Origin of the sequence: Campylobacter rectus, from assembly GCF_004803795.1 — a bacterium.
Taxonomy (GTDB): Bacteria; Campylobacterota; Campylobacteria; order Campylobacterales; family Campylobacteraceae; genus Campylobacter_A; species Campylobacter_A rectus.
The window spans coordinates 941,776-968,051 of the sequence record NZ_CP012543.1; the positions used below are offsets into that span (position 1 = coordinate 941,776).

Consider the following 26,276-nt stretch of genomic DNA (forward strand, 5'->3'; position numbering starts at 1 on the left):
CGATTAGACGTATTCTTTTTGGCGCTTTAGATCGGTGATTAGTAGCGGATTGTCCTCGCGCATCATATCTATGAGCCGCTCTACGCGCCCCGTAGTCGGGTCCTCGTGCAGCCAGTCTAGCTCGCGCTGCGTGATACCGACCATCTGGAGGAACTCGACTCTGCCGTTTGGAGTATCTATGCCGCCCAATATCGGGTCCGGCGCGAAGGCGACGCCTACGAGTTTCGTATCCGTGTTAAGGCGCAGGGGAGAATTGGTCGGTATGAAGTGATAAGCCTCGAACCATTTTTTGCTTTTATAGACGTATTTGGCGAGATTTTGCATAAGAGATATCGCCCAAAAAGGCTCGTGCAAAGCTACTGCGCCGCCAAAGGACTTCGAGTCCGGATCGTCCGCAAACGGCGCGATACGCATACTAAACTCAAATCCCCAGCCGCTAAATTCCTCCTGCGCGCTTTGCGGATCGTAGTAAAGCTCGCTCATACCAAAGCTCACGACGTGGCGGTGCGCGCCTTCGACGGAGTCAAATATGCTAACGCCTGCCAGATAATCCTCGCCGCCCAGACTCGCATGCAGCTGCGACGAGTAGTGGCGCTCGTTTGCGGGGTTGTAGATCTTTTCTAGCGCGCTCTCTATCGCGTCCCAGCCGGGCGCGTCGTCCTCGCTAAATTTTGCTTTGTATTCTTCTTGAGTCATTTTTTACTCTTTTCGTAGTGGTTTTTGTGCGAGCTTTGATTATACTTAAATTTGGCTTAGAAGAGCTTGTTTGCGCTTAAATTCGAAAAAATGGGCGCAAATTTAAAAAAGCGAGATTTTAAAATCGGGAAATTTGGAAGGGATGGGTAAAATCGGATAAAATTTAGCGAAAAGCTGAAATTTACGCCCGTAAGATTTAGGCGTAAATTTCATCCACGATAGTATCTACGAAATCGTGCGGGTCAAATTTAATAAGATCATCCATCGTCTCGCCCGTGCCGATGTAGAGTATCGGCAGCTCCAGCTCGCGCGCGACGCTAAAAAGCGCTCCGCCCTTTGGCGTGCCGTCAAGCTTGGTGATGATGACGCCATCAAGGCTCACCATATCGTTAAAAGCTTTTGCCTGAGCAAGGCCTGCGTTACCTTGGGTGCCGTCCAGGATGAGGATCTTGCGGTGCGGCGCGCCCGCGTAGGCTCTGCCCGCGATGCGCACGATTTTGCTTAGCTCGCCCGCTAAATTAGTTTGATTTTGCAGGCGTCCGGCGGTGTCTAGGATGACGTTGTCCAGATTTTTAGCTACGGCCGAGCCGATCGTGTCAAAGGCGACCGCTGATGGGTCGTGACCCTGCTGCGTGGCTACGATAGGCACGCCCGCTCGCTGCGCCCACTGACGCAGCTGCTCGATAGCTCCCGCTCTAAACGTATCACAGGCGCCTAAAATAACGCTTTTGCCGCTGTTTTTATAAAGATTTGCCAGCTTTGCGATCGTGGTCGTCTTGCCGGCGCCGTTTACGCCCAAAATGAGCTCTACAAAAGGCTTTCCGCTTTTTGCTTCGCGCCCCTCTTCATATATAAAATAGGTATTTAAAAGCCGCTTGAGGTCGTCTTTTTTGACCTCGTTTTGCGGCGGCAGGTAGTAGAGGATCTCCTCGACGATCTCGTAGGCGATGTCGGCCTCGAGCAGGATCTCTTCTAAAATCTCCTTCGAGATTTTTTTATCGGCGGGCTTTGATGAGCGGATCGCCGCTAGCGTCTTGTCAAGCCCTTTTTTTAGAAATGAAAGCATTAGTTTATCACCTTGTTTATGTCGCTCTCCAGCATCTCTTCGGGCACGAGTCCGACGTAGTGCGCGGCGTATTCGCCGTTTGGCTTATACAGCACCATATACGGGATACCTACGACCCCGCCCAGAGCTTTTGCGAAGAGGAAATTATTTTCTCCATAGCTAACATTAAAATTTATGTTAAATTTTTTCATAAATGCGTCTATTTCGTCTTTTGTTTTATCTTCCATTAGCACGCTTACGATCTTTAGCTTGCCTTTAAATTTGTCGTTTAGGTTGTTTAGGTGAGGGATCTCGGCCTTGCACGGCGGGCACCATGTGGCGAAAAAGTTAAACAAGATCGCCTCGTCGTTACCCTCGACCTTAAATCCGTCGCTAAATTTTTGCAGTTTTAGCTTGCTTTCGTCCATAAGCGTTAGCTCAAAAGGCGCCTCGAGGCTCGCGCTTTGACTCTGTGCGGATGCCGCCTTTGTGACATTTGCGTCGTTATTCGCTTTATTATCGCAACCGCTCAAAAAAAGCGCCAAAAATGGTATAATCAAAAGGTTTATTTTCATCGTTCTTCCTAATTTGAGATTTGAAATTAGGCGAATTATACATAAGATTTATGAAACGAGCGTTAAATTTGCAAAAAGAAGATTTTAGGCGCAGCGCGAAAACGGCTTTAAAAAAAGAGGTTCAAATTTCGGCAAAAGCAAAACACTATAAGATGTTTAAACCGTTTTTAAATTTACTGACCGAGTTGGGGGCGAAACGGATTTTGATATTTAACCCCCTTTCATATGAGCCGAATTTATACATTTTGAGGCGAAAACTCGCTAAAAAGTATGAAATTTTCGTTCCGTTTATGCTTGGTATTAGTTTAGAAATGGTAAAATCCAGGTTACCGCTTGTATCTCGGACGAAATTTGGGGTAAAAGAGCCTCTTGGCACCAAGATATTTAAAAAGCGCATAGACGTAGCCGTGGTTCCGGTCATCGGGGTGGACGGAAATATGGCTCGAATAGGACACGGTAAAGGTTTTTACGATAGATTTTTTGCAAATTTGCCTTACCGACCTATCTTGGTATTCGTTGAAATTTTAGACAATTTTACAAATGAAATCATAACCGAGGATCACGACGTTACGTGTGATTTTTACCTGACCCCGAGCAAAATTTACGCAAAAAGAGGGATCTATGATAGATATTTTAATCGGCTTAGGGGCAGGTGCGGCGGGCGCTGGCGCAGGCTATCTCATCGCTAAAAAGATAAACGACGCGAACTATAATATATTTTTAGAGCAGGCTAAGGCAAAGGCTAAAGCGATAGAATTTGAGGCTGAGCGCACGCTAAAAGACGCTAAAATCCAAGTCCAAGAGGCGGAATTTGAAGCCAAAAAAAAATACGACGATAAAACCGTAAAACTGCAAAAAGAATACACTCAAAAGCTTGAAGAGATCGGCAAAAAAGAGCAAACTCTGCTAAACGAGCAAGAAATTTTAAACGAAAGCAGAGCCGAGCTGGAAAGGTCGCGAAACGAAGCTAAAAGCGTCTATGAGGAAGGGCTCGGGCTAAAAGCAAGCTATCAAGCCAAGCTGCAAGAGGCGCTGAAAGTGCTCGAACGCGCCGCCGGCCTCACGCAAGAAGAGGCGCGCGAAGAGGTGCTAAAAAAAGTAGAGGAAAAAAGCCGCGCCGAGATCGCTCATATCGTGCGAAAGCATGAAGAAGAGGCCAAACGAGAGGCCAAAAAACGCGTGAATTACATCCTCGCGCAGGCTACGTCGCGATTTGCGGGAGAATTTGCCGCCGAGCGCCTGATAAACGTCGTGGATATCAAAAACGACGAGCTAAAAGGCCGCATAATCGGCAAAGAAGGGCGCAATATCAAGACTCTGGAAATGGTTCTTGGCGTGGATATCATCATCGACGATATGCCTCACGCCATCACGTTAAGCAGCTTTAACCTCTACCGAAGAGCGATCGCGACGCGCGTGATAGAGCTTTTGGTGCAAGACGGCCGCATCCAGCCCGCGAGGATAGAAGATCTGCACAAAAAAGTATGCGAAGAGTTTGAAGCCTCTATCCTGGAGGAGGGCGAAAATATCGTCATCGATCTAGGCCTTAGCAAAATTCATCCCGAGATAATGAAATTAATCGGCAAGCTAAAATTTAGAGCCAGCTACGGACAAAACGCCCTGGCTCATAGTCTCGAGGTAGCGCACCTAGCCGGCATCATCGCGGCTGAAACGGGTGGCGATGAAAAGCTAGCCAAAAGAGCGGGTCTGCTGCACGATATCGGTAAGGCTTTGACGCATGAATTTGAAGGCAGTCACGTCGATCTGGGTGCCGAAATCTGTAAACGCTATAAGGAACACCCCGTCGTCATAAACGCTATCTACGCTCACCATGGGCATGAGGAGGCTACCAGCGTAGAAAGCGCCGCCGTTTGTGCCGCAGACGCTCTAAGCGCGGCTCGCCCGGGAGCTCGCAGAGAGGTGCTCGAGAGCTTCCTAAAACGCGTCGAAGAGATAGAAAATATTGCGAAAAGCAAAGAAGGCATCAAGCAAGCCTACGCGATAAACGCGGGCCGCGAGATCCGCGTCATCGCAAACGCCAAGCTCATAAACGACGACGAGGCGGTGCTGGTAGCTAAAGAGATCGCCGCCGAGATAGAGAGTAAGGTGCAGTATCCCGGAGAGATAAAAGTAAATGTGATACGCGAAACCAGAGCCATCGAGATGGCGAAATAGTCAAATTTGGATATAAAATGAGAAAAATTTTATTAACGATTTTTTGCGTTTTGGCACTTGGCGCCAACGACGAGCTCGTGCTAAATGCATCGAATTCTTTCATAACGACCATGCGTAAAAACGCCGACGCGCCGACCAAGGCTTTACTGCAAAAAGCAAAAGCGGTCATCGTTTTTCCGAGCATTACTAAGATCGGCTTCGTGCTGGGCGGTATGCACGGCAAGGGCGTGATGCTCGTGGGAAATCCATACTCACCCGGCGAAATGCTGACGGTTAGCGTCAGCGGCGGCAGTATTGGGTTGCAAGTGGGCTACGAAAATAGCTCGCTCGTGCTTTTTATCCTAAAAGATAGCCTTGTAGCCGACATAAAAGACGCCAAAATCACGATAAACGCCGACGCCTCTTTCGCCTTTGCCGATGCGGGTAAATTTTACGGAAAAGTGAGCGATTTTAGCTTTACTAGCGACATTTACGCATACACGAATAACGACGGATTTTTCGCCGGGGCGAGCTTTGGCGGAGCGGTGATAGCTAAAACAAGCGACGCTCCTTTGAGGATGGACAGCTACGGATACAACGCGCTTATGAGCGCTATATCGAAATACTAAAGGCTAAATTTGCAAGAGATGCTAACCTCGCTATCGACCTACGGGTATTTGGTAGTGTTTTTGTATTCGCTGGGAGGGGGCATGGTAGCTATCATCGCAGCGGGCGTGCTGGCTCATCTTGGCAAGATGGACATAACGGTGAGTATCGTGCTGGCCGCCGTAGCCAACGCTATGGGCGATACGCTGCTTTTTTACGTCAGCAGATATAACCGCGCCGCCGTGATGCCATATATCGTCAAGCACAAACGCAAGCTTGCTTTTTCTCAAATTTTATTTAAAAAGCACGGAAATAAAATAATATTTTTCAAAAAATTTATCTACGGATTAAAAACTCTCGTGCCGCTTGCCATCGGGCTTACGAAGTATTCGTTTGCTAAATTTAGCGTCATAAACGTCGTTAGCGCCGCTATTTGGGCGATTTTGCTAGGGCTTGGCAGCTTTTACGCGGGCGAGGCCTTTACGCGGGCGGGGGATTTTGTGGGCGAGAACGGCTGGCTGATGCCTGCGGCGATGCTTGCGCTGCTGGCGGGCATCTGGATATATCTACAACAAGCTACGAAAAAGAAAGGAAAGTCGGAATGAAAAAGTTATTGATTTCGTTGGTGATTTTGGCCGCGGTGGTTTTTGGCGGACTAAAATTTAACGCAAACAAGGTGGAAGAGAAGTATAACGAGGCTCTGAGCTTGTTTAAGGCAAACGGTATGGACGTTAAAAACAGCGTATTTGACGGCGGACTGCTAAAATCGCATGCAAACTACGATGTGACCTTGTCTAAAAGCTATATGAACGAGCTTGTCTCTCTCGGCGAAGAATACGGTATGCCGGAAGATCTAACGATGAAAATCGATATGGATATCTCGCACGGATTTGCTAGTTTGCTGGGCAAATTTGACATTACGGGCGATATCGAGTATCTAAACGATCCGTATAAAAATTTGGTAAAAGAGATATTTGATACTTCAAAACCTATCAAATTGCACGCGAATGGAGCTTTGAGCGGAGATAAAAATTTCATTTTTGAGCTAGCCGGAGTGCAAAAGGAAAAAGACGGCAATAAGATAAATCTCGCCAAATCGTTTTTGAAATTTACTATTAACGGCGACAAAAAGATAACCGGAGCGTCTTTTGCAAACGATTTGATAGACTTTACCGGCAAAGAAAGCATCGCCATAAAAGTAAAAAATATCGACTACGATATGAAATACGAAACGCCGATCGAGCCGAAAATGATCTCGAAAGCGTTTGTAAATAGTATTTATAAATTCGAGCTCGGCGGTATAGACGTGAGCTTGGGCGCCGAGGCGCTACAGATCGGAAAGATAACGAGCGACTCCAAGCTAATCGTGCTAAGCGATACGCTAACGCAAGACGATACTAGCACGATAGAAAAGATAAAATACGCAAATTTTGAATTTAAAGACTTTTTGATCAAATCAAAAGTTGCAAATTTGGATAAAGGTGCGTTTGAAGATATCATTAATGCAAAGGGGGCGCCCGAAGAACAACTGATGGTTGCGATGCAAGCGCTTGATAAATTTATAAAAAAAGCGCCGAAGCTTACTTTTGAAAATCTAAATTTTAAAAATGCGGCAGGCAAGAGCTATGTCTCAAATTTTGAAATTTCCATCGATCCCGACGGCTTAGATAGTCAAAATTTATTTCAAAATATTCCGACCGCTATAAATTTTAGCGGCAAAATCGAGCTCGATACGACGCCCGGAGAGTTTATATTCGGAAACGGTCAAGAAAAAGAGGGGATAGACGCTATGCTGGTAAATGGCGGGCTATTTATAAAAAACGGCGGCAAATACGTAACTATTTTTAAATACAATAAAAGAACGCAAGATTTGATCTTTAACGAAAATTTATCTCTAAAATCTCTTTTTTAATAAAATTTAGCATGCTTAGGCAAATTTTTATATTTGTTTAAGCATGTTTTCTATATACTTTAATTTCCGCTTCACAGAAAGCGTGTTTTTTAAATTCACACTGTTAAACTAATTAGTCAATCTTTGAAATCTAAACAAGTGATCGATTGAGCCATCTACTTAATAGGCTTTCCTTGGAAAGTAATTAATGTAGAAAAACTAAAAACAATCATCTTTTATTTAGCTTGCTAATTTAAAAGATAGTAGATTGTAAATTATAAAATTAAAGTTTTTTGATTAAAACTTCATATGTCAATCACCTAAATTTAAAAAGATAAGTATAATAGCTTTCTTTACGGCGCTTCCGAAAGAAGCGGTGTGCTTTAGGGGTTATGCGACACTAATTTAGATTGCGTCAGCAATCTTAGTCTTTAGTGTTGCTTCTTAGCAAAGCTTTGCTTTGCGCTAAAGAAGATTAATATGGAGAGTTTGATCCTGGCTCAGAGTGAACGCTGGCGGCGTGCCTAATACATGCAAGTCGAACGGAGATTAAGTAGCTTGCTATTTAATCTTAGTGGCGCACGGGTGAGTAATATATAGCTAATCTGCCCTACACTAGAGGACAACAGTTGGAAACGACTGCTAATACTCTATACTCCTTCTTTACATAAGTTAAGTCGGGAAAGTTTTTCGGTGTAGGATGAGGCTATATCGTATCAGCTAGTTGGTAGGGTAACGGCCTACCAAGGCTATGACGCGTAACTGGTCTGAGAGGATGATCAGTCACACTGGAACTGAGACACGGTCCAGACTCCTACGGGAGGCAGCAGTAGGGAATATTGCTCAATGGGGGAAACCCTGAAGCAGCAACGCCGCGTGGAGGATGACACTTTTCGGAGCGTAAACTCCTTTTCTTGGGAAAGAATTATGACGGTACCCAAGGAATAAGCACCGGCTAACTCCGTGCCAGCAGCCGCGGTAATACGGAGGGTGCAAGCGTTACTCGGAATCACTGGGCGTAAAGGACGCGTAGGCGGATTATCAAGTCTCTTGTGAAATCTAACGGCTTAACCGTTAAACTGCTTGGGAAACTGATAATCTAGAGTAAGGGAGAGGCAGATGGAATTCTTGGTGTAGGGGTAAAATCCGTAGAGATCAAGAAGAATACCCATTGCGAAAGCGATCTGCTGGAACTTAACTGACGCTAATGCGTGAAAGCGTGGGGAGCAAACAGGATTAGATACCCTGGTAGTCCACGCCCTAAACGATGTATACTAGTTGTTGCTTCGCTAGTCGAGGCAGTAATGCACCTAACGGATTAAGTATACCGCCTGGGGAGTACGGTCGCAAGATTAAAACTCAAAGGAATAGACGGGGACCCGCACAAGCGGTGGAGCATGTGGTTTAATTCGAAGATACGCGAAGAACCTTACCCGGACTTGATATCTAACAAATCATCCAGAGATGGAAGAGTGTCTGCTTGCAGAAATGTTAAGACAGGTGCTGCACGGCTGTCGTCAGCTCGTGTCGTGAGATGTTGGGTTAAGTCCCGCAACGAGCGCAACCCACGTCATTAGTTGCTAACGGTTCGGCCGAGCACTCTAATGAGACTGCCTTCGTAAGGAGGAGGAAGGTGTGGACGACGTCAAGTCATCATGGCCCTTATGTCCGGGGCGACACACGTGCTACAATGGCGTATACAATAAGACGCAATATCGCGAGATGGAGCAAATCTATAAAATACGTCCCAGTTCGGATTGGAGTCTGCAACTCGACTCCATGAAGCCGGAATCGCTAGTAATCGTAGATCAGCCATGCTACGGTGAATACGTTCCCGGGTCTTGTACTCACCGCCCGTCACACCATGGGAGTTGATTTCACTCGAAGCCCAAATACCAAACCGGTTATGGTCCACAGTGGAATCAGCGACTGGGGTGAAGTCGTAACAAGGTAACCGTAGGAGAACCTGCGGTTGGATCACCTCCTTTCTAGAGTACAACGAATATTCTCTCACAAGATATTCGTCAAAGGAAAATTTGGATATACAATACCAGATGCTAAATAAGATTGCGAAGCAATCGTTTTAGCTGTAACTTAGTATTGCTTCTTAGTAGCGACTTGTCGCTACGTTAAAGAAGATTAAAAGTATATCTACTCAATCGATCCTTGTTTAGTTTTGAAAGATTGACGATAAAACTTATAAATTTTATCTTTGATTTTTTAGGTTATTGGATTTTAGATTATCTTTACGATTATCTAAATTTGATAAAAATAAAGAGATAAAGTATTGTAGGCTGTTTTTTAACTATCGATAAGTTAATTTTTAGCCGATGCGAAGTTGTTTTTATTTTTAGACGAGGAAAAGCGACCGAGCGATAAGGAGCGTATATATAATACTATAATACGTGACGCAGTCGCGACCGAGCTTTGACGAAGTATAAAATAAGAAGAACGAGTAGAGGGGCCTATAGCTCAGCTGGTTAGAGTGCACCCCTGATAAGGGTGAGGTCACAAGTTCAAGTCTTGTTAGGCCCACCAGAGTTAATCTTTTATAAGCTTTTTTACTAGGCTTGTCAAGATATGGCGAAGTAGTCTTTATTTTAGACGAGGAAGTTTTTAATGAAGCAAGGGAGTTATCATATGGATAATGACCGAAGCTGAATTAAAAACAGACGAAGTATAAAATAAAAAGAACGAGCCATAATTGGGGAATTAGCTCAGCCAGGAGTCCTGCTTTGCACATTAAAAAGCAAACTGCTTTGCTTTTTAGGATTTTTCGTTGTGAGCTTAAGCGAACCGAAAAATACGCTGTGTGCGATAAATCGGTTTTATCCTGCTAGGCGAGTAATTGGGGAATTAGCTCAGCTGGGAGAGCGCCTGCTTTGCACGCAGGAGGTCAGCGGTTCGATCCCGCTATTCTCCACCATAATTAGTTTAACATAATAGATAAAGTTTAATTAGAGAACTTTTTACTCAAGCTTTCTAATTAGACTTTAGGAAACGACCATTCTTTCTAAATTTACGAAATTGCGTAAGCAATTTTGTGCTTTAGGTGGGTCTTCTGCTTGCAGCTACGAGTGTAGCGAAGTAGAGGGAGCGAAGCTCCTTGTCGCAAGCTTGGCTTTGCCAAGCTGAGAAGTCTAAACGTTATTTAATTTATCATTGTTAAAAGTCACAATCAAGTTTTAATAAATAAAACAATTTTACAGGACTTGTTAAAGATTTAAAGATCTTGCTTATTTGCTTAATGCAGAAGTTTGACGTCACAAGATATCATAGGATTTAAAACTTACCTGGGTATTAGTCAATGCTTTCCGTCTTAAAAGTAAGAGATTTAAATTTCGTAATAGATCTGAATTTGAGACTTCGTTATGAAATCTTAAATTTAATAGTTACCTTTAACAAGGAAGTGATGCGAATTAGAATATATTAATCTAATAACTTCTCTATCCGATTACCGCTTAAGTTTAAATTTTAGAGCAATCTAATATTTAAGCTATACGGCGCTTCCGAAAGAAGCGCTGTGCTTTAGGTGGGTCGAGGGAGCGCTTGCGCTTCCCGTCGGAGCAAGAGCTTTGCTCTTGCGAGAAGTACTAAAAAAGGTAAGCTACTAAGAGTAAGTGGTGGATGCCTTGGCTAGTAGAGGCGATGAAAGACGTGCCAGGCTGCGATAAGTCTCGGGGAGCCGTCAAGGGGCTTTGATCCGGGAATTTCTGAATGGGGCAACCCAGTTAAGCGCGAGCTTAACTACCTAATATGGAGCGAACGAGGGGAATTGAAACATCTTAGTACCCTCAGGAAAAGAAATCAAAAGAGATTACGCCAGTAGCGGCGAGCGAACGCGTAAGAGGGCAAACCGTTAGTTTACTAACGGGGTTGTAGGACTGCGATATAGACTAAACTTAGCTAATAGAATAATCTGGAAAGATTAAGCATAGAGGGTGATACTCCCGTATATGAAAGCTTTGTTTTACTTAGCGGTATCCTGAGTAGGGCGGAACACGTGATATTCTGTCTGAAGCCGGGTCGACCACGATCCAACCCTAAATACTACTACTAGACCGATAGCGCACAAGTACCGTGAGGGAAAGGTGAAAAGAACTGAGGTGATCAGAGTGAAATAGAACCTGAAACCATTTACTTACAATCATTCAGAGCACTATGTGGGTCTGTTTGAATATTAAAGACGGCTTGTCTTTTGAGCGTTTTTAAATGAGTTCGTATTTTTCTCAATCGACAGCCTATATGGCTAGTCTCAATCGAAAAATACTTCACAACATTTAAATCCGTCTCAAAATACCGCGCCTTTAGGGCGGTATCTATCTTGTTTTTATAATTTTTATAAATTATCGAATTAAATTTAAAATTTTAAAAGTAAAGAGAAATAAAACTCCTAAAATTAAAATTTCAAACCGTAGATTAAATTTAATAAATAGATTAAATTTAAAATTTAAAACGAACAAGATAAGACAATCCAAGATTAGTATTGAAACAGATCCACAGTGTGATGGACTGCCTTTTGCATAATGAGCCTGCGAGTTGTGGTGTCTGGCGAGGTTAAGGAAACCCGGAGCCGTAGCGAAAGCGAGTCTTAATAGGGCGTTTAGTCAGATGCTGCAGACCCGAAACGATGTGATCTATCCATGAGCAGGTTGAAGCCGGTGTAAGAGCCGGTGGAGGACCCAACCCGCTGGCGTTGAAAAGCCATGGGATGACTTGTGGATAGGGGTGAAAGGTCAATCAAACATCGTGATAGCTGGTTCTCTCCGAAATATATTTAGGTATAGCGTCATGTAGTAACACTAGGGGGTAGAGCACTGAATGGGCTAGGGCATACACCAATGTACCAAACCCTATCAAACTCCGAATACCTAGTGCGTAATCATGGCAGTCAGGCGGCGAGTGATAAAATCCGTCGTCGAGAGGGGAACAACCCAGACTAACAGCTAAGGTCCCTAAATCTCATTTAAGTGGAAAACGATGTGAAGTTACTTAAACAACCAGGAGGTTGGCTTAGAAGCAGCCATCCTTTAAAGAAAGCGTAATAGCTCACTGGTCTAGTGATTTTGCGCGGAAAATATAACGGGGCTAAAATGAGTACCGAAGCTTTAGATAGTGTCTATGATTATTTATACTAGCTTGTCTCTTTGGCATCTTTAAATGAGTTTGTATTTTTCTCAATCGACAGCCTATATGGCTAGTCTCAATCGAAAAATACTTCACAACATTTAAATCTGCTCAAAGATACTTCGCTTTTTGCATTCAAATTTGAATGCAACGTCTTAATCTAAATTTAGAAATTTCAAATTTCTTAGAATTTTAAAATTTAGCAACAAAAGCAAAAAGACAAGCCTAAGTAAAGTATAAATACTCATAGACACTGTGGTAGGAGAGCGTTGCATTCAGCGTCGAAGGTGTACCGATAAGGAGCGCTGGAGCGAATGCAAGTGAGCATGCAGGCATGAGTAGCGATAATTGGGGTGAGAATCCCCAACGCCGTAAACCCAAGGTTTCCTACGCGATGCTCGTCATCGTAGGGTTAGCCGGGTCCTAAGCAAAGTCCGAAAGGGGTATGCGATGGAAAATTGGTTAATATTCCAATGCCAACTATAATGTGCGATGGAAGGACGCTTAGAGTTAGAGGAGCCAGCGGATGGTAGTGCTGGTCGAAAGGTGTAGGTTAAGATCCAGGCAAATCCGGATCTTTTTAAGCCCAGACCCCACAGGCACACAAAGTTCTTCGGAACAGCGTGTGAATCCTTGATACTGTCGAGCCAAGAAAAGTTTCTAAGTTTAGTTATAGTTGCCCGTACCGTAAACCGACACAGGTGGGTGGGATGAGTATTCTAAGGCGCGTGGAAGAACTCTCTTCAAGGAACTCTGCAAAATAGCACCGTATCTTCGGTATAAGGTGTGCCTAGCTTCGTTAAGAATTTACTTCGTAAGCGAAGAAGGTTACAACAAAGAGTCCCTCCCGACTGTTTACCAAAAACACAGCACTCTGCTAACTCGTAAGAGGATGTATAGGGTGTGACGCCTGCCCGGTGCTCGAAGGTTAATTGATGACGTTAGCTCTGCGAAGCGTTTGATCGAAGCCCGAGTAAACGGCGGCCGTAACTATAACGGTCCTAAGGTAGCGAAATTCCTTGTCGATTAAATATCGACCTGCATGAATGGCGTAACGAGATGGGAGCTGTCTCGAAGAGGGATCCAGTGAAATTGTAGTGGAGGTGAAAATTCCTCCTACCCGCGGCAAGACGGAAAGACCCCGTGGACCTTTACTACAGCTTGACACTGCTACTTGGATAAAGATGCGCAGGATAGGTGGGAGGCTTTGATTCGTAGATCTCGGTTTACGATGAGCCATTGTTGAGATACCACCCTTCTTTATTCGGGTAGCTAACTAGCCTAAGTTATCCTTAGGTAGGACAATGTCTGGTGGGTAGTTTGACTGGGGCGGTCGCCTCCCAAAATGTAACGGAGGCTTACAAAGGTTGGCTCAAAGCGGTTGGAAATCGCTTGTAGAGTATAAAGGCAAAAGCCAGCTTAACTGCGAGACATACACGTCGAGCAGAGACGAAAGTCGGTCTTAGTGATCCGGTGGTTCTGTGTGGAAGGGCCATCGCTCAAAGGATAAAAGGTACCCCGGGGATAACAGGCTGATCTCCCCCAAGAGCTCACATCGACGGGGAGGTTTGGCACCTCGATGTCGGCTCATCGCATCCTGGGGCTGGAGCAGGTCCCAAGGGTATGGCTGTTCGCCATTTAAAGCGGTACGCGAGCTGGGTTCAGAACGTCGTGAGACAGTTCGGTCCCTATCTGCCGTGGGCGCAAGAAGATTGAGGAGAGTTGACCCTAGTACGAGAGGACCGGGTTGAACCGACCACTGGTGTACCAGTTATCCTGCCAAGGGTAGCGCTGGGTAGCTATGTCGGGATGAGATAACCGCTGAAAGCATCTAAGCAGGAAGCCAACTCCAAGATGAATCTTCTTTTAAGAGCTCTTATAGACTATAAGTTTGATAGGCCGGGTGTGTAATGGATGAAAGTCCTTTAGCTGACCGGTACTAATAGCTCGTCTGCTTATCTTTTAATAAGCATCACTTCCTTGTTAAGGGTAAAATTGATTCCTATTTTTCTACTATGCTTCGTTAAACTTCGCTACAGACTTCGGTCACATACTGTATGTATGCTCCCTCGTCTTTGCTCGTTTGTCTTGCTTAGCGAAAAACTAGTTCTCAATTTAATAAAATAGTAAAATTTACTATGATCCTTACCAAGACCTTGTTTTTAATTAAAACAAGATTTGACTTTTAACAATTAAATAGCAGTGTTAAAGAAGCTAACAAGCTTATAAGTAAGCAAATAAAACTTTAGCTTTAAATTTGAAATATAAAAATATAAAGTTGGTTTCTTTAACACTGCCCGTGACTATACAGACGAGGAAACGCCTTGCTCCATCTCGAACCAAGAAGCTAAGCTCGTCCTGGCTGATGATACTCTCCCTTACTGGGATGAAAGGAAAAGTAGGTCGTTGCGGGCTTTGTTTATTTACGCTTTTATTCTATCTATGCTTTGCTTTACATCTCTTAGTTTATTTGCTTATCTATTTTTTATTTTATAGTTTATTCTTACATCTTTGTTTTACTTTATGATTTTATACTTTACTTTATGTCTTTTACTATTCTTATTTTATCCTTATTTTATAATCTATTCTTTGTTTCTTTCTTTGTTTCTTTCTTTATTTTATAACTCCGTAGAATTTTATTTTTAGCATCTTCTTTGTATTTTATTGTTTTTAGGATTATACGGTAATTTGTTTTTGCATCGTGTATTATGATAGAGTGTCGGTTGGTGGCCGGAGTGTTATTGTTGCTCTTTTATAAATTTGAGGTTGGTTAGCGTATCACAAAACAGCAACGCTTGCAGCCTTAATACGATACCTTTAAATTTCGGTTGATTATAGCCTTTATTGCCTACGTTTTAGATTTTATTCTTCCGGTGTTTTTGCTATTTATTCTTTTAAATGAAGCAAATTTTATGAGAAAGAAATTTCGGAGTTAAATTTTAACGCCGGAGATATTTAAAATAAAGCCAAATTTAAATAACGAGTTTAAAATAAGGATTAGAATTTGATCGCAGAGCCGCTAAATTTGATCCCGAAAGAATCAAGTTAAATGCAGATAAAAGCCGTATCAAACAAGCAAAAAAGGCTATGTTACAGCAAAGAGTCCGAACTACCGCTCGTGGTATTAGCGCGGTAAAAACAAGAGACAAAGGGCGCCTGGTATAAGTGTCCTACCTGCAAGAAATAAACAAACCCGGGTCCAACCATAATAACTCAAAATATAAGTAGTGCGGCTTGATATATCATATCTCATCGTCGGCAAAAAATAGAGCAAAAAAGATAAAAGTAAAATTTAAGAATCAAATTTGAAAATGCGGATGCAAGCGCAATATTTTTTGCCTTTATATTAGTCAAATTTAAGAAGTATGGATGGGGTAAAATGGCAAATTTTACTTAAAAATACAGATATCCGGCAAATAACGATGTCTCGAAACGTAAAATACTATTTTTACTTGTTTTTAGTGTTTTTAAGATGCGCTCAAGCTATTATTAAACTTTATTCAAGTATTTTTAGAGGAAAATGCTAAAAATAAAACTGTTTGGAGTGTTATGAGCATCTACGAGTTAAAACCCAAATTCCAAAACCTGCTTCGTCCGCTAGCAAGACGTCTTTATAGCGCCGGCGTTACGGCAAATCAAGTCACGCTCATAGCTTGCATTCTCTCTATTTTATTAGGTATGCTACTTGCTAAATTCGCCGAAGTTTCCACTCTATTTTTTCTACTGCCTATTTGGATGTTTTTACGTATGGCGCTAAATGCTATCGACGGTATGCTGGCTCGTGAGTTTAATCAAAAAACACCGCTTGGAGGCTATCTGAACGAAGCTACCGACGTCATCTCGGACACTGCGCTTTATTTGCCGTTTGCTTTTGTAGCTCCATTTGGGTGGGGTATTATCGCGCTCGTTATTTTTCTATCTTTTATGAGCGAGTTTTTAGGTGTCCTAGGTCAGGTACACGGTAGTAGCAGGCGATATGACGGGCCTATGGGTAAGAGCGACCGCGCATTCGTATTCGGGTTCATCGCTACTATATATGCGGTATTAGGTCAGCTGCCTATATGGTTTAGCTGGGCGCTTTACATAGTGGCGTTTTTACTTGCGCTTACCTGCATAAACCGAGTAAGGATGGGTTTAAGGGGGTAGGTTGGTGAAGTGCTAGTATAAATTTATGCGTTACTTACCAAAAGATCACGCTATAAATTTATACTTTTATTTGCTATACTTGAAAGCTGTTTTTGGCGTATTTTTATGTAATCTAGGCGTTTATATTGCACTTAACTATATTAATAATATTTTTTAATAAGATTGTAACCATTTTTTCGATAGAATTATAAAATATAATTTCAACCGAAAGGAAAACGATGAACAAGTTTATATTGTCAATGTTGGTATGCGCTTCGATGGTATTTGCAGCCATAAACTTAAATACCGCAACAAAAGAGGAGCTGATGAGCCTAAACGGCATTGGTGAAACGAAAGCTAATGCTATTATTGAGTATAGAAAAACAAACAAATTTGAGAGCATAGAGGATATCAAAAACGTAAACGGTATCGGAGAAAAGACATTTGAAAATTTAAAAGGCGATATCTCGATAAGCGGCGAAAACGTGATGCCTGCAAGCAGTAAAGTGTCTAAAAAAGTAAAAGAAGCTAAAGTCGATATGGACGATAAAGTAAAACAAAACAAGAAAGATGTCGCCAAAAAAATAAAAGATACCGAAGAAAAGATGGTTGTACCGGTAGAGGATACGGATGAGGCGAAGTCTTTAAAAAAGAATGTTAAAAAAGCTGTCGACAAAGAGGCCGAAATCAAAAAAACTAAAAAGAAAAAATCTGAATAGTTGTATCTTGCAGTAGCTCGTATTTGTGAGCTACTGTATCTCCGGCTAGACCCTGTCAAAATCAACTGTGTGAATTATTTGTTTTCAACCTTCAAATCCTTTTCTTAATTAAATTCTTTACTATATCATACGTCAATCTCTTGCCCTTTGCCTAGGTTCGCACTCTTTTTAACTTCGCTTTTATCATTATTTTACAAAAAAGATGAAGTTTAAATTTGGCCTTTATGTTCTTAAATTTAGAAAGTCTTCTTTTGGCAAAACCCCGCCTCGTAGAGCAGTAAGTTAAAAAGCTTTCAGCGCCGTTTTATAAATTTGCTCTTGATAGCAAATTTATTCTTGCCGTGATTAACTCTAAAAAAGTTTATCATATATTATATCCACAAGTCCGATATATTCGCGCTAACTGTCAGCATATATAATGCCTCTGGAATCTATTTTCTTTTTTGATGATATTCGGAGCTTTATTTTGTATAATCTCTGCTTATTACGCACAATAGCGAATTAAAACATTTTATGCTTTTTATTCCAGCAACCTTCATTAAGCTCTACTAATCCTATTATGTTTTTAAAACTTAAAATTTGATAGTTCTAAATTTATTAAAGTGCTTATTAATCGTATCGCAATTGATACTCGAAGGCTTATTTGTTCTGGTTGCATCTTGTTATTACAAAACTATTATATCGTAATGCAGGTTGAGGGCCATCTAAATAATTCAAATTTATCTTTTTGACAATCACAAAATTTAAATTTGACAATTAGCGGCCTTGTTGTTAGATTTGAGGATAAATTTTGGCTCAAGATAAGTTAAAAACTTTCAAAGGAGTTTTTAACTATGATTTTGTCAATGAAAAATAAGTATATCTATCGTTCCCGAATTTCAGAGAAGAAATTTAGAGAAATTTTAAAGTATTTTGCGCAAGATATAGAGGCTACTAAAATAGCAAATTTAACCGGAATTTCTAGAATTTCCATCAACAAAATTCTAAAAAATATCAGAATTTTAATGGCTAGTGAGTGTGAAAAAATTAGCAAGTTTAGCGGTGAGATTTCCAGCTCGCAAGCTCGCCTAGAAGCTTCGCTTTGAGATTGACGAAAGTTACTTCGGATCTAAAAGAGTAAGAGGTAAAAGAGGTAGAGGCGCAGCAAATAAAACTCCGGTATTCGGTATGCTTAAAAGAGATGGCAGAGTTTATACTCAAATAGTCAAAAACTGCTCTGCTAATGAGTTGATACCCATATTATCGGAGTTTAGTGAATTAGATGAGAGCGTGATTTATTCTGATTGTTGGAAAGCTTATGATGGCTTGGTTGATTACGGAGCTAAAGCGCATTATAGAGTAAAGCATTCTAAGAATGAATTTGTTAACGGTAAAAACCATATAAACGGCATTGAGAATTTCTGGGGATATGCTAAACATAGATTATCTAAATTTAAAGGTATAAAGAAAGAGAATTTCCTACTTCATCTTAAAGAGTGTGAATTTAGATATAATACTAAAACTACACAGGAAAACTTATATCAGAAACTGTTGAAATTGATAAGAGAAAATCCGCTTAAGTTTAATTGAGCCTAAATTTTTATACCTTTTACGCAAATGCTGTAAAATTTTAAAACGCCTAAATTTGATATTAATTTTCTTGAGTCTATAAAGAGTTAGTGATAAAAATATCTAAATTTGTAAGAATAAAATAGGCGAGATAATTCTCGCCTAAAATTGATTAATAAAGTCCAAATTTGCCGTCAGAGCGCTTGTATATTACGCGCATTTTGGCATCTATGTCGTTAAATACGTAAAACTGCGCATCGCTGTCTTTTAGCTTTTGCATAGCTTCTTCGATTTCAAGCGGTTTATATAGCTCAAGATCCATAGGGATTATCTCATCTATCTCGCCGTCCTTGATCTGCTCTTCTGCGATAGCGGCTCTAGCGGCTTTGTCATCGTCTTTATTTTTAACGGTAGTATTTTTGTCATGCTCGCGGCGAAGAACCTTTGAGGCGCGATCTAGCGCCAGATCGACAGCGGCATACAAGTCTTTATCTTTTTGGCGGATTACAACGGTATCCTTTTTTGCCAAATTTAGCGCAAATTCTACGCTAAAGCCTTTTTTGCCGTTTTTTTCATCCGCCGAAACCACGCAACGACCGGAAATTATATCCAGACCGTATTTGTTAAGCGCGTCAAATGCGTTTTCTATGTGTTGTTTGATAGGGTCTGTTAGGTTAAATTGTTTGCCTACTATGCTTAGATTCATCATCTCTCCTTTGGTATTAAAGTGCCGCCATTATAGCATATAAAGTATTATTTTAGAGCTTTTGAATAGTTCGTCTGTGAACTCTAACAGGAATTGGTGTTGCAGATTGAACGACAGTATCGAGTATCACCGTGCTTACTGAACCTGGCGTACTGATAGCATTTCCTACGCAAGTGCCGATAGTGCCAAATAGCCTGTCTACTCGAACGGTAACGTTAAATAAAGTGTTGGCTGCATCCGGAAAAGGTTGGTTAACAATGATTTCATTGCCGGCGGTAATGGGACAATTCGTCGAGAAGTTTCGCTGAAGTAGGTTAAGTATAGCTACTTCTGTCGCACTTTGAGCCAAGAGATCGGCTTGTTCTCTTAAAAATATGTCGGTCGTTTGTTTTGCCGTAACTGCAGAAGTGTTTAACGAAAACATACCTATAGTAGCAACAAGCACCAAAAAGATTATCGCTATGATCAAACTAAATCCCCGTCTCATTAATACACCGCCTTTGTTTTGCACACCGTAACTTCCGCTCCATCGTCTAAAGATCTTCTGGCATCTCTCATACAAAGCTTAAGCACCATAACTCCGTTTAATTCGGTAAAATTAAATCTTGTCACATGTTCGGCAAGCAAAGCTCTGTCGCTTGTTCTATAGCTTTGTCTTGTCCCGGAGCCTGGTGCTACCCACGGTCTATAATTATAATGTAGCCAAAGTTGAAAATCCGTGTCGCTAGCGTTTTGCCTTACGGGAACAACCGCATATGCCGTATGTAGCAGATAATACTGCTCATAAATTTCGTTATTTCTGGCATAGTTTGAAATTACAAGATTTGTCGCCCCATTGCTACTGGCTATTGCTACGTTGTCAGAATTTGTTCCGTTGTAACCGAAAGCTCTATTTATATTTATATTTGTCGTAGGCTGTCTAAAAAACAGTCCGACTTGTCCATTTGCTAAATCGGCAAGACCGCGAGTGAGATCCGATATATAGGTATTTGCTGAGGCCAGGTTGCTTCCGGGGGTTACAAGCGTTCCGCCGTTTATAGTAGGATTAGAGTTTTTTACGGTATTTGGATTGTTTATATCTATAAAGCCGCTCCAACCGCCGTTTTGGAAACTTTCATAGCTGTAATTTACCCATTCTAAAATAGCATATGTGTTGGTTAATGCCGAATCGCTGGTGGAAACAAAAATATTCTGAGTATTGTGCGGTATCCTTCCTATGGTTGATTCTTTGACTCGGTAGGCGAGTCTTTTTGAAATTTGCTCAAGAGTTATTTCGGTTTGAGTCTCAAGTGTATTTATAGCTCTTGCCTGAAAATAATTCCTATAAATTTCCAAAGCTATATTTACCCCAAAAGACGCCAAAATCCCCAAAATAACGATGACAATAATAAGTTCGAATAGCGTAAAGGCTTTTTTCATTACCAAGCCCTTTGTAAAATTTCAGGTCCATCGCCTATATTGGTGGCATATGCTCTGAGCAAAATAGTCCTATTGTCATCCCCCATTTGAGTAACGGTGCTTATCGAGATTTCTTTTATATTTTGATTGATATCGGTTGTTCCATCTATTCTATTATTGTTTATGATTGTCGCCAAATTTGAAACTATTATGTTATCTCTTGCACCCAAGGTGGTCGAGGTTTGCACGGTTATATTATTGGCAAAGCTATTTATATTTACATCGCCATTTGCTTGGTCGCAAGCATTTCCCATAGGTATAGCGGGCGTAGGATAAAGTCTTCTTTTTCCTTCATCTGCTATACCGTTAAGAGTATAAAAATTTTGCATATTTCCAAATATCGGCGTAGGATCAGAGTAATGATCAAGAGGACTACCGGCTCCAAGACAGTCATATGGCGCTTTTAACACAAGCGCCATTCTTGTTTTTGCATCCATAATACTTTGTTGGATCAACCCTGCCGTATTATTATTTGACGTTTGCGATATTATGGTCGGGACCGCCAAAAGTATCAGCCCCGTTATAACTATAGAGACGATAAGTTCAAGTAGGGAAAAGCCGCGTCTCATTACCAATTCGACCTCTTATTTGTTTTATCGGTGGTATAGTTTCTTAAACTGCCCGTATTGCTTTCCAGCACATTTCCTGCACTTCCCGCGCCGTTTAGTAAATTTCCTTCACTATCTATTGTGTTTCCACCCCAGTTAGGCGCACCTGTAAATGATACGTTAAACGTATTGAATGTAGCATTTACATTTGCTGCATTGAATATCAGCCAATTTGAAGCATTCATTTGTATCGTATCGGTCACAGGCGTGCTGCTAGCACTCAATAATCTTATGATCTGAATGCCGTTAGCTATATTTGGCCTTGGTGTGATAGTGGTTTGGCTGTTGGTATTTGCACTATCGTATAAATTTACTTGTCCTTGCGCAGTAGTATTGTGTGTAGTGTTTAAAAACCAGTTTGATGCACTTGGCAATAAAGCGCTGCTTGCTATAGGATAATTAGTCGTATTGCAAGCATTGCAAAATACGCCAAAATAAACTTTAGCGTTAAATCCTCTTAACGGTCCTTTATAATCCGGCGCATAGACGATACCGTAATAGAACTGACTTGAACTTGTAGGAGCCAAAGGAGCCGTATATGTTGCACCTGGCACGTTATCGTCATCTCTTACTCCTGTGAAAGTAAATATATTATCCGGAACAGTAAACGGATTTTTAGCAACATTTACTCGTCTTGCAAAGTTAAGATTTATAGAAGCTGTTGCTATGCCTTGGTTAAAGGCGGCCGCATTGACGGTAAATGCTCCGTTGTTGTTTGCGGTGTTGGCTTCCTTTGCCGTATTTGCATCGCCTGCGTTACTAGAATATATGACATCTCTTTGTATGGCATCGGCAATGTTTGGTGCTTGTCCGGTTTCATCGGTAAAGCCGGGTAAATTTCCTGCTATACCTATCGTAAATGAATTTTGTTTAGAGTAGCAGCCGTTCGTATAAAGTCTCGATGTTGTTCTTACCGTATCGCCCAGTCTGGCCGTGAGATTAAATGTTACCGTAGATGCCATCTCGGGCTGATTTGAGATATAGGTCATATTTCCACCTTGAAAATTTGCTATTCGGACATTGTCGATGGATATATCTTGAGGTATAAACGTAAAAGGTGTTGGTGTCAACTCTATATTGCAACCTATTCTACCAAAGGAATCTTTTGTTGTTGTTGAACTTCCTACTATGCAGTCGTTATTGGTTTTATCTATAGCGGTATACGAAGCATCAACTACTTGTAAATTAACATTTCCTACCTCGTCAAAAGAAAAATTTCTATTTGCTATAGCCGCTCCTCCTTGTAAAATCTTTTGGAGAATGCCCGTTCCGTTTTCTTTATCGAAGACGGCTTGCAATTGTACAAGTACAGCAGGAGGTACTGTAGCGGTGCAAGTAGTGGGCAGCTGAGGGACAAATGTCACCATATTCCCCTTGGCCGTATCGGTTTTTATTATGTTTTTATAACCTTTTGCAGGCTGATCGTTTTTGTCTGTTGCGATAAGGCCGATATTAGGGTAAGGCCTTCCTCCTATGAGTCTAGGAGTATTTAAAATGTTATTCGCAACCGTGTCATAAACTCTAAAATCTTTAGGTCTAACTGAAAATACGTCTGATGATGTGCATGTAGCATGATTTTTGCCGGATGAATCGGTATATGATAATTTAAAATACAAGACGGGATATGGATTTTTTATGATCAAATTTTTGAGCTCTACTAATCCTTTTTGTGGAGTAAATTTTGCAGTTATAGTATTCACTCCATCCAATACGGAGATGTCGGAATCGCATGTACTTACTACTTTTACATCTACGTCTATATTGCTTGCAGGACCTGTAGGCTCTTCGCCTACATTAAGTTTTTCATCAAAATATACTATTTTTACATCAAAAGGCTCACCTGCTAACTGCGTATATAAGTTTTCAGGATTGCCCTTTTTTTTGAAATTTTTATTGACCGCTTTAAAGTCATCTATTTTAACATTTTGAATAACTAAATTATATGTTTTATCTACGCATTTTCTAAGTTGTCCTTCATATTCAAGGTTGATGGATTTATTGGAAAATTTGACTGTATATTTGGTTTCTTTATATTCTTTGTTTAAGGTAGCATCGTATTGTATAAATGTTTTATTGGTGTTATCGATCGTTCCTCCATCATTCTCAGAAGCTCCTCTGCCGATAAAGAATTGAAGATTTGAGCCTATCTTTTTTTGAAGTCCGGTATTGTCATTTACGTGATGAGACGGTTGAATAGTGAAACTTCCGTTTGTATTATTGTTTATGTAGGTAGTATTTTCTTGATATGTCATACTGTTGGGATTGATTTCGGTGGTGACAGAAACTTTCTCTGCAGCCTCGTTACCTTCATTCTTTATGGTAAGTTTTGTTCTTAGAATATCATCTTTTTTAGCCTTAGTCTCACCTTGTCCTTTTACCGCTACGCGTCTAAATTTGCTATCATCTTCGTCTTTTCCTTTTACAAATAACTCCTCTTGATAACAAACCTGCGGTTCGTAAAGATCCGTAGAAAAAGCGACTAGTCCTATATTTTCCCTCTCTCCGAAAGTTGCACTACCTGTTCTTATAACTTTTGCCGTAAGTTTTGCCTCCGCACTTGTTTGCCTGTTTGACATCATCTCTGATATATCGTATATATCAAGGTCCATTTGGTTGTGATATGGTTTTGGTTTGCCGTTATCGGTTTTGTTCATATGGTTGCCAAATTTAGTGATAGTACCGTTAAACTGACTGCCTACCCCATTATTTGCAGATGATACCGACTTAAAAACACTGCCTTTTTTAAACTGCAAGTCTTCGCTGTCAACTTCGTATTTTGCGCCAAAAGAAAGGACAGTAAGGGATGATTTGATAGCGCCACTGATAGGAGTATAAAAACCGCTAAACGTTACAAAAGTACTGTCTAGCCTTGTTGATTGTCCACCAGATAAATGTATCGGAGCTAAAATCTTAAGTCCATCATAGATATTAACACCTTTCGGTTTAACTTTTCTTCCTTCTTCTGTATCCCCAAAATCATATACTATCGTAAGCGCCCATCCTCCATAATGTGGAGCAAATAGGCGGTTAGACCATCCGTTGTCGCGATAGCCCTTTAAAGCAAAAGGGTCGCCTTCTGTTGATTTGATATCACCTGCAGCAAAGGTTCTTTCTTTGTCCGAACTCCCCAACGAAGCTTTTACAAGATCGGTTACATCAGCGCTTGCCTGATACATAAACTGCATACCATCTTTTGTATAGGAGCCATACCATTTAGTATTTTCCTGAGTTGCCGTTATAGTATGCAGTCCCTTTGGGGTCTTAAATTTAATAGTCTGAAAATTTTCGATATCTTTAAAATATCTCTTTTGTAAATCATGGGCATTATGCCATTTGTTCGCTATCGCACCGGCCCAATACAGCCTTGCAAGTATCACCTTTTTGCCGGTGATTTTGCTGCCGATCGCTTCGTTTTGAATATTTTTTACATCGGAAAAATCAAAAGTGGCTTTTGCTGAGTTGAAAGAAAAACCGGTTTTTTCATCTTTTACGAAATAAACATTAACAACAGAACCTTTTAACCATTCTAGGCGAGGAACATAGTCATACCCGTGACCTTGACTGCTGTTGCCTATGGGTAAGGAAACCGTAGCACCTATAGTCGCTATATCACCATAAATTTTTTTAGCTTCCTTTCCTTCATGCATTATGTCTCTTTTTTTAAGATTTTCATCAGTGTTTATGTCTATGAAGCCCGGACCGCTTGCTTTTATTGGATGGTTTAATCCGTTTAAATCCGTTTGCGCAAAAGCATTGCCGCTCAGCATTATAAAAACAATCAAAATAAGTTTTAAATTTTTCATCTTTATTCTCCTTGTATTAGTTAAAATCTATTTTTGTATAAAATCTGAAATTTTTTCCGCTTGTTTATAGTTCGGATAACTATAAATATCCAAAACTATCTGTGATAACGTCATATTGGTCATATTGCAGACGATGGGAGCGATGAAATTCACCGTTGAAGTCTCTATCGGAGCACTCACAACCATAATATTATACACTCTTAGTTCGCTATTATCGTTGATATCCATTAATTCTTGATAATAAGTCGGTATTTCAAATTCGTAATTTCTTAAGGCGTACGGGTTGATCGCGGTAAAAGAGGTGTCGTCGTCCTTGCTTTGAAGCTTTACAAAAAATTTATCAAGCTCTTTTAGCTCGTATCTTTTGATGTGTTCAAAACCCAGGATCGGGCTTTTGACCTGAAAAACCATATGTATCTCCTTGACAAACATTACCTTGCTATGCGAATTGTATCTAAATTTTCTTATTTTTAAGCATAAAAAAAATTAAATTTATAAAAATGCAACAAAAACAATGGTAGAATAGGCCGTTTTTAAAAAATTAAATTTTAAGGATAAGCGTGAAAAATTTGATCAAATTTTTATCCGCAGTATTTTTTGTTTGCCTTGTCGGGGGCTGTGCGGACAAATACACCGAACTTTACAACTTGACGCCCGAACAGTGGTACTCGGAGATCATCGGCGATATCAAAAATCGTGACCTGGAAAGCGCCGACAAGCACTACACTGCGATGTCTAGCGAGCACGTAGCCAGCCCGCTTTTGGAGCAAATTTTACTGATCCTGGCCCAAGCTCATGCTAACGACGAAGAGTATCTGATGGCGAATTTTTATCTCGACGAGTATCTTAAAAGATACGGCGACAACGGCCTTAGAAGCGAATTTGCGCAGTATCTGAAGATAAAGGCGAATTTCGATTCGTTTTCTCAGCCAAACCGCAATCAAAAGCTAATGCAAGATAGCATCGCCGAGATAGAAAAATTTCTCTACATTTACCCAAATACGCAGTATCGCCCGCTGATCGAGACGATGCTGATCAAATTTAAGCTCGCGATTTACAGTATGGACGTGCAAATAGCCGATCTTTATGAGCGAACGGGCAGGAGCGAGTCGGCGCAAATTTACAAGGAAAAAGTGCGGACTTCGCCGTTAAACGACGCGAATATCGTGCTTCCGCAGCTTCCTTGGTATAGAAAAATGTTTGAATAATAGGAGA

The 26,276-nt window shown here is 41.1% G+C and carries 17 protein-coding genes, 2 tRNA genes, 3 rRNA genes and 1 pseudogene; 14 read left to right on the forward strand and 9 right to left on the reverse strand.

The annotated features are described in order from the left end of the window. Positions 1 to 3: 3 nt before the first annotated feature. From CRECT_RS04470 to CRECT_RS04480, 3 genes are all read right to left on the reverse strand, one after another. Complete coding sequence (locus tag CRECT_RS04470) at positions 4 to 696, reverse strand: suppressor of fused domain protein (protein ID WP_039888758.1); 693 nt, start codon at positions 694 to 696, stop codon at positions 4 to 6. A gap of 196 nt (positions 697 to 892) precedes the next feature. Further along, complete coding sequence (ftsY, locus tag CRECT_RS04475; RefSeq protein WP_004320871.1) at positions 893 to 1,762, reverse strand: signal recognition particle-docking protein FtsY; 870 nt, start codon at positions 1,760 to 1,762, stop codon at positions 893 to 895. Then, positions 1,762 to 2,316: a TlpA family protein disulfide reductase gene (locus CRECT_RS04480; RefSeq protein ID WP_004320866.1), complete on the reverse strand. Its 555-nt coding sequence runs from the start codon at positions 2,314 to 2,316 to the stop codon at positions 1,762 to 1,764. Before CRECT_RS04480 ends, ftsY begins: the two co-directional genes overlap by 1 nt. A gap of 50 nt (positions 2,317 to 2,366) precedes the next feature. On the opposite strand from CRECT_RS04480, the gene CRECT_RS04485 reads away from it, so the two are divergent. From CRECT_RS04485 to CRECT_RS04545, 13 genes and pseudogenes are all read left to right on the forward strand, one after another. Then, positions 2,367 to 3,005, forward strand: coding sequence for a 5-formyltetrahydrofolate cyclo-ligase (locus CRECT_RS04485; protein ID WP_004320875.1), 639 nt, complete (start codon positions 2,367 to 2,369; stop codon positions 3,003 to 3,005). Further along, positions 2,938 to 4,491 carry a ribonuclease Y gene (rny, locus tag CRECT_RS04490; RefSeq protein ID WP_171992673.1) on the forward strand — a complete coding sequence of 518 codons (1,554 nt, stop codon included), beginning with the start codon at positions 2,938 to 2,940 and terminating at the stop codon, positions 4,489 to 4,491. The genes CRECT_RS04485 and rny overlap by 68 nt, the downstream gene beginning before the upstream one ends. Before the next feature lie 17 nt (positions 4,492 to 4,508). Next, positions 4,509 to 5,099: a lipid-binding SYLF domain-containing protein gene (locus tag CRECT_RS04495; protein WP_004320868.1), complete on the forward strand. Its 591-nt coding sequence runs from the start codon at positions 4,509 to 4,511 to the stop codon at positions 5,097 to 5,099. A 9-nt stretch (positions 5,100 to 5,108) separates the two neighbouring features. Further along, entirely contained in the window at positions 5,109 to 5,681 is a 573-nt protein-coding gene (locus CRECT_RS04500) for a DedA family protein (RefSeq protein WP_004320877.1), read from the forward strand. Further along, positions 5,678 to 6,988, forward strand: coding sequence for a DUF945 family protein (locus CRECT_RS04505; protein WP_039888756.1), 1,311 nt, complete (start codon positions 5,678 to 5,680; stop codon positions 6,986 to 6,988). The genes CRECT_RS04500 and CRECT_RS04505 overlap by 4 nt, the downstream gene beginning before the upstream one ends. A gap of 456 nt (positions 6,989 to 7,444) precedes the next feature. Further along, positions 7,445 to 8,955: ribosomal RNA gene (locus CRECT_RS04510) — 16S ribosomal RNA — on the forward strand. Positions 8,956 to 9,428: 473 nt separating this feature from the next. Beyond that, positions 9,429 to 9,505: transfer RNA gene (locus CRECT_RS04515), tRNA-Ile, on the forward strand. Between the two features lie 312 nt (positions 9,506 to 9,817). Beyond that, a tRNA-Ala gene (locus tag CRECT_RS04520) sits at positions 9,818 to 9,893 on the forward strand. A gap of 674 nt (positions 9,894 to 10,567) precedes the next feature. After that, positions 10,568 to 14,057: ribosomal RNA gene (locus CRECT_RS04525) — 23S ribosomal RNA — on the forward strand. A gap of 332 nt (positions 14,058 to 14,389) precedes the next feature. Beyond that, a 5S ribosomal RNA gene (gene rrf, locus CRECT_RS04530) occupies positions 14,390 to 14,509 on the forward strand. The 16S, 23S and 5S rRNA genes sit together here with 2 tRNA genes alongside, the layout of an rRNA operon. 1,134 nt (positions 14,510 to 15,643) lie before the next feature. After that, positions 15,644 to 16,240, forward strand: a complete 597-nt coding sequence (locus tag CRECT_RS04535) for a CDP-alcohol phosphatidyltransferase family protein (RefSeq protein ID WP_039888898.1) — start codon at positions 15,644 to 15,646, stop codon at positions 16,238 to 16,240. A 218-nt stretch (positions 16,241 to 16,458) separates the two neighbouring features. Beyond that, positions 16,459 to 16,938 (forward strand): ComEA family DNA-binding protein, encoded by a 480-nt coding sequence (locus CRECT_RS13180; protein ID WP_039888847.1) that lies wholly within the window; start codon positions 16,459 to 16,461, stop codon positions 16,936 to 16,938. An 833-nt stretch (positions 16,939 to 17,771) separates the two neighbouring features. Next, a pseudogene (locus tag CRECT_RS04545) lies at positions 17,772 to 18,507 on the forward strand (IS1595 family transposase). A gap of 151 nt (positions 18,508 to 18,658) precedes the next feature. Here CRECT_RS04545 and hpf read toward each other — a convergent pair. The 6 genes from hpf to fliW are packed head-to-tail and all read right to left on the reverse strand — an operon-like array spanning position 18,659 to position 25,472. Next, positions 18,659 to 19,192, reverse strand: coding sequence for a ribosome hibernation-promoting factor, HPF/YfiA family (hpf, locus tag CRECT_RS04550; protein WP_004319446.1), 534 nt, complete (start codon positions 19,190 to 19,192; stop codon positions 18,659 to 18,661). A gap of 52 nt (positions 19,193 to 19,244) precedes the next feature. Beyond that, on the reverse strand, positions 19,245 to 19,661 hold the full coding sequence (locus CRECT_RS04555) for a hypothetical protein (RefSeq protein WP_227932193.1): 417 nt from the start codon (positions 19,659 to 19,661) through the stop codon (positions 19,245 to 19,247). 17 nt (positions 19,662 to 19,678) lie between these two features. Then, on the reverse strand, positions 19,679 to 20,611 hold the full coding sequence (locus CRECT_RS04560) for a prepilin-type N-terminal cleavage/methylation domain-containing protein (protein WP_002944527.1): 933 nt from the start codon (positions 20,609 to 20,611) through the stop codon (positions 19,679 to 19,681). Beyond that, positions 20,611 to 21,219: a PulJ/GspJ family protein gene (locus tag CRECT_RS04565; protein WP_004319374.1), complete on the reverse strand. Its 609-nt coding sequence runs from the start codon at positions 21,217 to 21,219 to the stop codon at positions 20,611 to 20,613. Before CRECT_RS04565 ends, CRECT_RS04560 begins: the two co-directional genes overlap by 1 nt. Then, positions 21,219 to 25,061: a hypothetical protein gene (locus CRECT_RS04570; RefSeq protein WP_004319457.1), complete on the reverse strand. Its 3,843-nt coding sequence runs from the start codon at positions 25,059 to 25,061 to the stop codon at positions 21,219 to 21,221. The genes CRECT_RS04565 and CRECT_RS04570 overlap by 1 nt, the downstream gene beginning before the upstream one ends. 27 nt (positions 25,062 to 25,088) lie before the next feature. Continuing rightward, positions 25,089 to 25,472, reverse strand: a complete 384-nt coding sequence (fliW, locus tag CRECT_RS04575) for a flagellar assembly protein FliW (protein ID WP_004319504.1) — start codon at positions 25,470 to 25,472, stop codon at positions 25,089 to 25,091. 149 nt (positions 25,473 to 25,621) lie between these two features. Between fliW and CRECT_RS04580 the strand changes: the two genes are divergently transcribed. Further along, a complete protein-coding gene (locus CRECT_RS04580; protein ID WP_004319428.1) occupies positions 25,622 to 26,269 on the forward strand; it encodes an outer membrane protein assembly factor BamD in 648 nt (215 codons plus the stop codon). Positions 26,270 to 26,276: the final 7 nt, after the last annotated feature.

What these genes read in the sequence shown, in the direction of transcription:
- CRECT_RS04570 (WP_004319457.1), bottom strand. Translation starts at nt 25,061, where the DNA reads ATGAAAAATTTAAAACTTATTTTGATTGTTTTTATAATGCTGAGCGGC.
- hpf (WP_004319446.1), bottom strand. Translation starts at nt 19,192, where the DNA reads ATGAATCTAAGCATAGTAGGCAAACAATTTAACCTAACAGACCCTATC.
- rny (WP_171992673.1), top strand. Translation starts at nt 2,938, where the DNA reads ATGATAGATATTTTAATCGGCTTAGGGGCAGGTGCGGCGGGCGCTGGC.
- CRECT_RS04470 (WP_039888758.1), bottom strand. Translation starts at nt 696, where the DNA reads ATGACTCAAGAAGAATACAAAGCAAAATTTAGCGAGGACGACGCGCCC.
- CRECT_RS04535 (WP_039888898.1), top strand. Translation starts at nt 15,644, where the DNA reads ATGAGCATCTACGAGTTAAAACCCAAATTCCAAAACCTGCTTCGTCCG.
- CRECT_RS04485 (WP_004320875.1), top strand. Translation starts at nt 2,367, where the DNA reads ATGAAACGAGCGTTAAATTTGCAAAAAGAAGATTTTAGGCGCAGCGCG.
- CRECT_RS04505 (WP_039888756.1), top strand. Translation starts at nt 5,678, where the DNA reads ATGAAAAAGTTATTGATTTCGTTGGTGATTTTGGCCGCGGTGGTTTTT.
- fliW (WP_004319504.1), bottom strand. Translation starts at nt 25,472, where the DNA reads ATGGTTTTTCAGGTCAAAAGCCCGATCCTGGGTTTTGAACACATCAAA.
- CRECT_RS13180 (WP_039888847.1), top strand. Translation starts at nt 16,459, where the DNA reads ATGAACAAGTTTATATTGTCAATGTTGGTATGCGCTTCGATGGTATTT.
- ftsY (WP_004320871.1), bottom strand. Translation starts at nt 1,762, where the DNA reads ATGCTTTCATTTCTAAAAAAAGGGCTTGACAAGACGCTAGCGGCGATC.
- CRECT_RS04560 (WP_002944527.1), bottom strand. Translation starts at nt 20,611, where the DNA reads ATGAAAAAAGCCTTTACGCTATTCGAACTTATTATTGTCATCGTTATT.
- CRECT_RS04565 (WP_004319374.1), bottom strand. Translation starts at nt 21,219, where the DNA reads ATGAGACGCGGCTTTTCCCTACTTGAACTTATCGTCTCTATAGTTATA.
- CRECT_RS04495 (WP_004320868.1), top strand. Translation starts at nt 4,509, where the DNA reads ATGAGAAAAATTTTATTAACGATTTTTTGCGTTTTGGCACTTGGCGCC.
- CRECT_RS04480 (WP_004320866.1), bottom strand. Translation starts at nt 2,316, where the DNA reads ATGAAAATAAACCTTTTGATTATACCATTTTTGGCGCTTTTTTTGAGC.